We start from the raw sequence: 7,609 nt of genomic DNA, 5'->3' as shown, positions 1-7,609 counted from the left end.
CGCGTGACTGGCCCGCGCGCCCCACCCGTCGCAAGTGCGCCGAACAACCAAAGAGGGTCCCCACCCCCCGGCCCGCGCCAGGGCCTCACCCCGACGCGGCCCGCAGGGATTGAGCCCCCCACGCGGTTGGAGAGGCTTTGGGCGGGAGCTGCGTTGGGGCGAGAGATCGGGGGCCCTTACGCTGGCCGGCGGATCGGGCCCCTGGGCCCCACCGCGTTTTCCCCGATCGGGCCCCCGATCTTGGAGGCTCGCCCCAACGTGGCTGCGTAAAGCCTCGGAGACCGCCCCAGCCACCCCACCCACGGCCAGGCCGCCGCATGCGGATGCGAGGGCTCCGGGTCGTGGCGGATACCATCGAGGTGTTTGTACCTCCCCGGAAGGAAGGGGCCAGTCGCGTGAGTGTGCTCGACGAGATCATCGAGGGTGTCCGCGCAGACCTTGCCGAGAGGCAGGCGCGTGTGAGCCTCGACGATCTCAAGGCGGCCGCCGCGAAGGCTCCCCCCGCCAAGGACGGCGTCGCGGCCCTCAAGACCGACGGTGTCGCCGTGATCTGCGAGGTCAAGCGGTCCAGCCCCTCCAAGGGCGCCCTCGCCGCCATCGCCGATCCGGCCGCGCTGGCCGGTGACTACGAGGCGGGTGGCGCGGCGGCGATCTCCGTGCTGACGGAGCGGCGCCGTTTCGGGGGTTCGCTCGCCGATCTGGAGGCCGTCAGGGCCCGGGTCGACGTTCCCGTGCTGCGCAAGGACTTCATCGTCTCGGCGTACCAGCTGTGGGAGGCCAGGGCGCACGGCGCCGACCTCGTGCTGCTGATCGTCGCCGCGCTCGACCAGGCGGCGCTGGTCTCGCTGGTGGAGCGGGCCGAGTCCATCGGGCTGACCCCGCTGGTCGAGGTGCACGACGAGGACGAGGTCGAGCGCGCCGTGGACGCGGGAGCGAAGATCATCGGGGTGAACGCGAGGAACCTCAAGACCCTCGACGTGGACCGCGGCACCTTCGCCCGCGTGGCGCCCGAGATCCCCGACCACATCGTCAAGATCGCGGAGTCCGGGGTCCGGGGCCCCCACGACCTCATCGCCTACGCCCACGACGGCGCCGACGCGGTCCTCGTCGGGGAGTCGCTGGTCACCGGCCGCGACCCGAGGGCGGCCGTGTCCGACCTGGTGGCCGCCGGCGCGCACCCGGCCCTGCGGCAGGGGCGCTGAGCGCCGTGTCCCCGAGCGCCGTGTGCAGCGACCCGAGCCGGGGCATGCGCCCCCGCGGCTGTCGCGCGCCCGCGCGCCGCGTCCTCGGCCGCCGCGTGCGGTACCACATCGGGTGCGAGCCCGGCCAGATCAACGGTCGGCGATGGCGTTCCCCGGCCCGTTGATCACGTTGATCATCCGTTGATCACTGAGGGCTTCCGCGTTCGCCGATATCGGTACAACCGCCTGGAAGGGCTTGGTTCCGCATGCCAGACGCACACTTCTTTCCCGACCCCGAAGGCCGGGTCCCCGACGCCGGGGGATATTTCGGCGCCTTCGGGGGCATCTTCGTCCCGGAGGCGCTGCGCGCCGCCGTCGAAGAGGTCGCCGCGGAGTACGAGAAGGCGAAGGGCGACCCCGCCTTCGCCGCCGAGCTGGACGACCTGCTCGTCCACTACGTCGGGCGTCCCAGCCCGCTGACCGAGGTGCCCCGCTTCGCCGAGCACGCGGGCGGCGCCACGGTCTTCCTCAAGCGGGAGGATCTCAACCACACCGGCTCCCACAAGATCAACAACGTGCTGGGCCAGGCCCTCCTCACCCGCCGCATGGGCAAGACCCGCGTCATCGCCGAGACGGGCGCGGGTCAGCACGGCGTCGCGACGGCGACGGCCTGCGCGCTGTTCGGCCTCGACTGCACCGTCTACATGGGCGAGATCGACACCGAGCGCCAGGCGCTCAACGTGGCGCGCATGCGCATGCTGGGCGCCGAGGTCATCCCGGTGACCTCGGGCAGCCGCACCCTGAAGGACGCGATCAACGAGGCGTTCCGCGACTGGGTCGCCAATGTGGGGAACACGCACTACCTGTTCGGGACGGTCGCCGGGCCGCACCCGTTCCCCACGCTGGTGCGCGACTTCCACCGCGTCATCGGGGTGGAGGCCAGGCGCCAGGTGCGGGAGCGGACGGGCCGCCTGCCCGACGCGGTGGTGGCGTGTGTGGGCGGGGGGTCGAACGCCATCGGCCTCTTCCACCCGTTCATCCCCGACGAGAGCGTCCGGATCGTCGGCTGCGAGGCGGCGGGCCACGGCGTCGAGTCCGGCGAGCACGCCGCGACGCTGACCGCCGGCGAGCCGGGCATACTGCACGGCTCGCGCTCGTACGTCCTCCAGGACGACGAGGGCCAGATCACCGAGCCCTACTCCATCTCCGCGGGCCTCGACTACCCCGGCATCGGCCCCGAGCACGCGTACCTGAAGGACAGCGGGCGCGGCGACTACCGCCCGGTCACCGACGACCAGGCGATGCGGGCGCTGCGGTTGCTGTCACGCACCGAGGGCATCATCCCGGCGATCGAGAGCGCCCACGCGCTGGCGGGCGCGCTGGACGTGGGCCGCGAGCTGGGTCCCGACGGGCTGATCCTGGTCAACCTCTCGGGGCGTGGCGACAAGGACATGGACACCGCCGCCCGTTACTTCGGCCTCTATGAACAGGGCGAAGAGGACCGGAAGGGAAGCCAGGCATGAGCGGCAACGCGCAGGCTCTCGACGCCGTGCTCGCGGCGGTGCGGAGCGAGGAACGGACGGCGCTCATCGGCTACTACCCGGCCGGGTTCCCCACCCTGGAGGGCGGGATCCGGGCCGTGACCGCGATGGCCGAGGCGGGCTGCGACATCGTGGAGATCGGCCTCCCGCACAGCGACCCGGTCCTCGACGGACCGGTCATCCAGACCGCCGACACCATCGCGCTGCGCGGCGGGATCCGCATCGCGGGCGTGATGCGGACCGTGCGCGAGGTGCAGCGGGCGACCGGGGTCCCGGTGCTGTGCATGACCTACTGGAACCCGGTGGACCGGTACGGCCCCGAGCGGTTCGCCGCCGAGCTGGCCGAGGCGGGCGGCGCGGGCTGCATCCTGCCCGACCTGCCCGTGGAGGAGTCGGAGGGCTGGAGGAAGGCCGCCGAGCAGCACGGCCTGTCCACGGTCTTCGTCGCCGCGCCCAGCAGCACGGACGCCCGCCTCGCCACCCTCACGGCGGCGGGAAGCGGCTTCGTCTACGCCGCCTCGCTGATGGGCGTCACCGGCAGCCGCGCGTCGGTCAGCCGGGACGCGGCCGACCTGGTGCGGCGGATCAGGGCCACGACCGACCTGCCGGTCTGCGTGGGCATCGGCGTGTCGAACGCGGTGCAGGCGTCGGAGGTGGCCACGTTCGCCGATGGCGTGATCGTGGGCTCGGCGTTCGTCCAGCGGGTCCTCGACCACCTGGACGACGAGGACGCCGCCCTGCGCGAGCTGCGCGCGCTCACCGCCGATCTGGTCAGCGGGGCACGCCGCCGCCACTGACCGCCGGCCGCTGACGGTTCGGCCGTGACGGCCCTCGGCCCCCGTACGGGCCGGGGGCCGTTCCCGCTACAGTCGAGCGCATGGGGAATCAGGGGGCCGCGGGGAGCACCGCGGGGGGCGAGGCGCCGTGGCAGGCGCCGACCACGATCGAGGAGAGCCTGTACCGGGCGGGGCTGTCCGGTGACTGGCCCGCGTTCTTCGCCGTGCTGGCCTCCACCGACCTCTACTTCCCGATGTCCCGCGAGCTGATGGACGCGGTGCCCGGCTCGATCCCGTTCAAGCCGTTCAAGGACCCGAAGTTCGACGGCCTCGCCCTGGCCGTCTTCACGCGCGGGCTGCTCGTGCCCCCCGGCGGCGACCGCGTGTTCGAACGCAGCGATCTGAAGTCGGTGGCCAGGGTGTGGCCCAGGACGGTGCGGTGGCTGGCCGTCAACCCGGGCACGCCCGTGGAGACGTTCCTTCCCGCGGACCCCAAGCGGTGGAAGAAGCACGCCAGGACGTCGGTCCCCGAGCCGCAGCTGAAGACCCTGTGGACGGGCCACCGGCACGGCGCGCTCGCGCACGGCATGGCCTGCGGCGCGATGCTCATGGTGAACAACGGCGCCATCTGGAACCACCTGGGCTGGCAGTGGGGCGGCTACACCGAGGAGAAGGAGCTGCTGCGCCGCTGGTGGGGCGTCACCGGGCGGCAGGAGTGGATCGAGATCGTCGAGCAGCTGCTGCGCGCCGATGTGGTCTCGCCCGCCTGGGAGTTCGCGCTGCGGGTGCGGCAGGCGCTCATGCAGGAGGACGGCACGATGCCGAACGCCGTGCAGTGGCGCGAGACGGCGGAACGGGTGCTGGTGTCGCGGACCGCCGAGGTCGTGGACCAGACCGGCCGCCCGCCCGAGTTCGACCTGCACGCCGACATCGCGCTGGTGCAGCAGCTGATCGGGCGGATCCTGCGGTACGAGGCGCGCTTCCGCGCGGACGGCCTGCTCACCGGGAACACCTGCGTGCGCTCGGTGCTCGCGTGGGACTTCGGGCGCGCCTCGTGCATGGCGCGCTGGGGCATGGGCGCCCGGTACGGCGACCGGCACGAGACGGAACGGGCGCTGCTGCGGGCGGGTGAGGCGAGCCGCCAGGTGTACCGGTCGTGGGCCGAGTTCGCCATCGGCTTCGTGCTGGGGCGGTGCCTGCACTTCGACAGTGAGGAGTTCGGCGACTGGTACACGGACATGGTGACCGTGCACCAGCTCCTGAGCACCGAGCCGGAGAGCCCCTGGCTGAGCGTGCCGTGGGAACAGTCGTCCGCGGATCTTACGGAACGCTGACGGCGGGCCGTGTCTGCCCTCCGAGCGCGGTCCCCGTGGCTAGCGTGGCGGGCATGCGCGTACTGGTCACCGGAGGAGCCGGGTTCATCGGCTCTCATGTCGTGGAGGCGTTGTCGGCGGCGGGGCACGAGGCGGTGGTGCTCGACATCGAGCCGCCCCGGCTCGGGCTCGGCGTCCCCTGGGAACGGGCGGACATCCGTGACCCCGACGCCGTGGGCCGGGCGCTGGTCGGCGTCGACGCGGTCTGCCACCAGGCGGCGATGGTGGGGCTCGGGACCGGCTTCGCCGACGCCGCGGAGTACGTGGGCGTCAACGACCTGGGCACGGCGGTGCTGCTGTCGGCGATGGCGGCGGCCGGGGTGCGGGCGCTGGTGCTCGCGGGGTCGATGGTGGTGTACGGCGAGGGCCGTTACGAATGCGAACGCCACGGGCGCGTGCGGCCAGGACCCCGCGCTCCCCAGGCGCTGGAACAGGGGCGCTTCGAGCCTCCGTGCCCCGTGTGCGGGGCGGCGCTGACGCCCGGCCTGGTCGGGGAGGACGCGCCGGTCGATCCGCGGAACGTGTACGCGACGACCAAGCTGGCACAGGAGCACCTGGCCGCGGCGTGGGCCCGCGCGACGGGCGGCCGGGCGGTCGCCCTGCGGTACCACAACGTCTACGGCGACCGCATGCCGCGCGACACGCCCTACGCGGGGGTGGCGTCGTTCTTCCGCTCGGCGCTGGAGAGCGGGCTCGCCCCGCGGGTCTTCGAGGACGGCGCGCAGCGGCGGGACTTCGTGCATGTGGAGGACGTCGCGTCGGCGAACGTCGCGGCGCTCGGCGCGCTGGAGCGGGTGGCGGAGGCCGGGGCGCTCCGGACGTACAACACCGGCAGCGGGGAGCCGCACACCGTCGGCGAGATGGCCGCCGCCCTGTCGGCCGCCTTCGGCGGCCCGGCCCCGCTGATCACGGCCGAGTACCGGCTCGGGGACGTCCGCCACATCACGGCCTGCTCGGCGCGGCTGAGGGAGGAGCTCGGCTGGCGGCCGGCGGTCGGCTTCGAGGACGGCATGGCCCGCTTCGCCGCGGCCCCGCTGCGCGAGCCCGCCACGGCGGCTCCGGTGGAGAGCTGAGCCGTGACCACCTCCCCTCCCTCGGGCCCTTCCCCGGATCTTCCATCCCCTCGTGCCCCGTGGGGCGACCTCGTGCTGCCCTGCCTGAACGAGGCCGAGGCGCTGCCCTGGGTGCTGGACCGCGTGCCCGACGGCTGGCGCGCCCTGGTCGTGGACAACGGTTCGACGGACGGCTCGGCCGCGCTCGCGGAACGGCTCGGGGCCCGCGTCGTGCACGAGCCGCGCCGGGGCTTCGGCGCCGCGTGCCACGCGGGTCTGCTGGCCGCCACCGCCGACCTCGTCGCCTTCTGCGACTGCGACGCCACCCTCGACCCGGGCGAACTGCCGCGCCTCGCCGAGCCGGTGCGGGCCGGGACCGCCGACCTGGTGCTGGCCGGGCGCCGCCCCACCGCGCGCGGCGCCTGGCCGCTGCACGCCAGGGCAGGGAACCGCGTCCTGGCCCGCATGCTGCACCGCCGTACCGGAGTGCGGCTGCGGGACCTGGGTCCCATGCGGGTGGCCGGGCGCGTGGCGCTGCTCGGCCTCGGGCTGACCGACCGGCGCAGCGGCTACCCGTTGCAGATGGTCGTGCGCGCCGCCGACGCGGGCTGGCGCATCGAGGAGACGGAGGTCGCCTACCGGCCGCGCGCCGGGCGTTCCAAGGTGACAGGCACCTGGCGCGGCACGTACCAGGCGGTGCACGACATGCGGGCGGTGCTCAAGTGACCGCGGCGGCAGCGGCGGCGAGGGCCACGACCACGCTGCTCGTCATCGCCAAGGCGCCGGTGCCGGGGCGCGTGAAGACGCGCCTCACCCCGGCGTTCACGCCGGAGCAGGCGGCCCTGCTGGCGGAGGCCGCGCTCGCCGACACCCTGCACACGCTGCTGCGGGTGCCCGCGCGGCGCCGCCTCCTCGTCCTCCAGGGGCGGGCCGGGGCGTGGCTGCCCCCGGGGTTCGAGGTCGTCCCGCAGACCGGCGGCGGTCTCGACGCCCGCATCGCGGCGGCGTTCGCCCACTGCGCCGGGCCCGCGCTCCTGGTCGGCATGGACACCCCGCAGCTCACGCCCGAGCTGCTGGCCCCGGTGACGGGACCCGGCGGCTGGGCGCCGGGGCGCGCATGGCTCGGACCCGCGGCCGACGGCGGGTTCTGGGCCCTCGGCATGGCCGAGCCCCGCCCCGAACTCGCCCTCGGCGTGCCGATGTCCACCCCGGAGACCGGGGCCGCGCAGCGGCGGCGGCTGGCCGGGGCCGGTTGCGAGGTGCGGGACCTCCCCGTGCTGCGCGACGTGGACACGCCCCGCGACGCGGCACGGGTCGCCGGTGAGGCGCCGCACGGCCGCTTCGCGGCGACCCTCGCCGGGCTCGGGGTGGCCGCCCCGCGGTGAACGCCCCGCCGCCGCCGCTACGGTCGCGGTCGGCGGCGCCGGGCGCGCGAGGCGATCGGGACGGCGATCAGGGCGGCGGTGAGGACGGCGACCGCCGCCAGCGCCAGGGCGAGGTTCCGGCCGTAGTCCAGGGGCAGGACCGTGGCGTTGCCGATCGGGCGGGGGCGCAGCAGCGGGGGGAGGGCGACCAGCACCAGGCAGCCGCCCACCAGCAGCCCGCCGGTGACCGCGCGGCGGCTGGGGAGTCCGGCGGGGAGGCCTGTGTCTTATCCACATCCGACGCTGGCGACGTAGAGGATAG

General features: G+C 74.5%; 9 protein-coding genes. 8 read left to right on the top strand and 1 reads right to left on the bottom strand.

Translation table 11 applies throughout. The features are described from left to right. The first annotated feature begins 395 nt into the window (after positions 1 to 395). From trpC to ADY01_RS29635, 8 genes are all read left to right on the top strand, one after another. Positions 396 to 1,202: an indole-3-glycerol phosphate synthase TrpC gene (trpC, locus tag ADY01_RS29665; RefSeq protein ID WP_049579637.1), complete on the top strand. Its 807-nt coding sequence runs from the start codon at positions 396 to 398 to the stop codon at positions 1,200 to 1,202. Then, a complete protein-coding gene (gene trpM, locus ADY01_RS41935) occupies positions 1,199 to 1,366 on the top strand; it encodes a tryptophan biosynthesis modulator TrpM (protein ID WP_420715754.1) in 168 nt (55 codons plus the stop codon). Before trpC ends, trpM begins: the two co-directional genes overlap by 4 nt. An 81-nt stretch (positions 1,367 to 1,447) precedes the next feature. Then, positions 1,448 to 2,704, top strand: a complete 1,257-nt coding sequence (trpB, locus tag ADY01_RS29660) for a tryptophan synthase subunit beta (RefSeq protein WP_049579635.1) — start codon at positions 1,448 to 1,450, stop codon at positions 2,702 to 2,704. Further along, a complete protein-coding gene (gene trpA, locus ADY01_RS29655) occupies positions 2,701 to 3,519 on the top strand; it encodes a tryptophan synthase subunit alpha (protein ID WP_049579634.1) in 819 nt (272 codons plus the stop codon). The genes trpB and trpA overlap by 4 nt, the downstream gene beginning before the upstream one ends. Positions 3,520 to 3,599: 80 nt before the next feature. Then, positions 3,600 to 4,832 carry a DUF1266 domain-containing protein gene (locus ADY01_RS29650; protein ID WP_049579632.1) on the top strand — a complete coding sequence of 411 codons (1,233 nt, stop codon included), beginning with the start codon at positions 3,600 to 3,602 and terminating at the stop codon, positions 4,830 to 4,832. 53 nt (positions 4,833 to 4,885) lie between these two features. Continuing rightward, positions 4,886 to 5,944 carry an NAD-dependent epimerase/dehydratase family protein gene (locus ADY01_RS29645; protein ID WP_049579631.1) on the top strand — a complete coding sequence of 353 codons (1,059 nt, stop codon included), beginning with the start codon at positions 4,886 to 4,888 and terminating at the stop codon, positions 5,942 to 5,944. A 3-nt stretch (positions 5,945 to 5,947) separates the two neighbouring features. Beyond that, positions 5,948 to 6,649 (top strand): glycosyltransferase family 2 protein, encoded by a 702-nt coding sequence (locus tag ADY01_RS29640; RefSeq protein WP_049579629.1) that lies wholly within the window; start codon positions 5,948 to 5,950, stop codon positions 6,647 to 6,649. Then, on the top strand, positions 6,646 to 7,308 hold the full coding sequence (locus ADY01_RS29635) for a TIGR04282 family arsenosugar biosynthesis glycosyltransferase (protein WP_049579628.1): 663 nt from the start codon (positions 6,646 to 6,648) through the stop codon (positions 7,306 to 7,308). The genes ADY01_RS29640 and ADY01_RS29635 overlap by 4 nt, the downstream gene beginning before the upstream one ends. Before the next feature lie 17 nt (positions 7,309 to 7,325). Here ADY01_RS29635 and ADY01_RS29630 read toward each other — a convergent pair whose 3' ends face one another. Then, positions 7,326 to 7,502: a hypothetical protein gene (locus ADY01_RS29630; protein WP_159001504.1), complete on the bottom strand. Its 177-nt coding sequence runs from the start codon at positions 7,500 to 7,502 to the stop codon at positions 7,326 to 7,328. Between the last annotated feature and the right edge of the window lie 107 nt (positions 7,503 to 7,609).

Source organism: Streptomyces sp. SBT349 (assembly GCF_001083795.1).
In the GTDB taxonomy this organism is placed as follows: domain Bacteria; phylum Actinomycetota; class Actinomycetes; order Streptomycetales; family Streptomycetaceae; genus Streptomyces.
This window is presented reverse-complemented; position numbering and strand designations above follow the sequence as displayed.